Below are 838 nucleotides of genomic sequence, written 5' to 3' on the forward strand. Positions count from 1 at the left end.
CGCAGGCTACCACGTCTTTCATCGCCTCTGACTGCCAAGGCATCCACCGTATGCGCTTCTTCACTTGACCATATAACCCCAAGCAATCTGGTTATACTGTGAAGACGACATTCGCCGAAAATTCGCATTTACTCAAAGAGCAACTCACAAATTTACCTTAGCCTGAACCTACACCAGTGAAAGTGTCTGTCCAGTCTATCTTTCTATCACATACCCAAATTTTTAAAGAACGATCTAATCAAAGACTAGAAATCAACATTCACCATCATCTTGATGGAATGCTCATTTCTAAGCTCTAACACAAAAGCAGTGGTGGTGGAGCCAAGCGGGATCGAACCGCTGACCTCCTGCGTGCAAGGCAGGCGCTCTCCCAGCTGAGCTATGGCCCCGTATTTCTACAGGCGTTTCCCACACAAAATTGGTGGGTCTGGGCAGATTCGAACTGCCGACCTCACCCTTATCAGGGGTGCGCTCTAACCAACTGAGCTACAGACCCAATTTCGAGCTTGTAGCCGTTAGCGTGAGCTATCAGCTTGGAGCATAAAGCTGCTTCTATCGTCTTCTTCAATGAATCAAGCAATTCGTGTGGGAGCTCATGAGCCAGCTGTTGTCGTCGATTAAGGAGGTGATCCAGCCGCAGGTTCCCCTACGGCTACCTTGTTACGACTTCACCCCAGTCATGAATCACACCGTGGTAACCGTCCTCCCGAAGGTTAGACTAGCTACTTCTGGTGCAACCCACTCCCATGGTGTGACGGGCGGTGTGTACAAGGCCCGGGAACGTATTCACCGCGACATTCTGATTCGCGATTACTAGCGATTCCGACTTCACGCAGTC

2 tRNA genes and 1 rRNA gene are annotated in these 838 nt (G+C 50.0%); all 3 read right to left on the minus strand.

Annotation, left to right across the window (positions count from 1 at the left end):
- Positions 1 to 313: 313 nt before the first annotated feature.
- Positions 314 to 389, minus strand: a tRNA-Ala gene (locus tag QMX89_RS22650).
- 30 nt (positions 390 to 419) lie between these two features.
- Positions 420 to 496, minus strand: a tRNA-Ile gene (locus QMX89_RS22655).
- A 122-nt stretch (positions 497 to 618) separates the two neighbouring features.
- Positions 619 to 838 (minus strand): 16S ribosomal RNA (locus tag QMX89_RS22660); the annotation flags it as partial.

Origin of the sequence: Pseudomonas sp. PS01301 (genome assembly GCF_029960215.1) — a bacterium.
Taxonomy (GTDB): domain Bacteria; phylum Pseudomonadota; class Gammaproteobacteria; order Pseudomonadales; family Pseudomonadaceae; genus Aquipseudomonas; species Aquipseudomonas coleopterorum.